Below are 402 nucleotides of genomic sequence, written 5' to 3'. Positions count from 1 at the left end.
CCAATACATTGTATACCATTTCGAACGGTGGCAGCCTGTGGAAAACGATATTGGGTAGCGGAAGCTGGACACTGTTAAATCAAGGCTTCCGGTTCGACCAGCGTAATATGCAGGCATTTATTAAATCCGGCGGCGGTACCCGCATCTTAGCTGCTATCGGCCAAAACATGATGTATTCCGATAATGAAGGTGCTACATTTACGCCTGTAGCAGGCATTAGCTTTCCGGTAGCCTGGGGTGGTAATTATGTGGCAAAAATCATCCGGCTGCGTGATGCCGGCAATACTGTTTACTGCCTTACACGGCTCTGGAGCGCAGTGCCCTGGGGGCCTCGTTTTTGGCTATACCGCAGTACCGACCAGGGGCAAAGCTTTACCAAAATTCATGAATTTACAATAGGGG

General features: G+C 49.5%; 1 protein-coding gene. It reads left to right on the top strand.

Going from position 1 to position 402, the window contains the following annotated elements; translation table 11 throughout:
• Positions 1 to 402 (top strand): sialidase family protein (locus I6F37_RS42975; RefSeq protein ID WP_225154826.1); only part of this gene is annotated, 402 nt, incomplete at both ends.

The sequence above is a fragment of the Bradyrhizobium sp. NBAIM08 genome (genome assembly GCF_020193935.1).
GTDB classification, from domain to species: domain Bacteria; phylum Pseudomonadota; class Alphaproteobacteria; order Rhizobiales; family Xanthobacteraceae; genus Bradyrhizobium; species Bradyrhizobium yuanmingense.
Note: the sequence above shows the minus strand (reverse complement) of the source record. Positions and strands in the feature narration are given on the sequence as shown.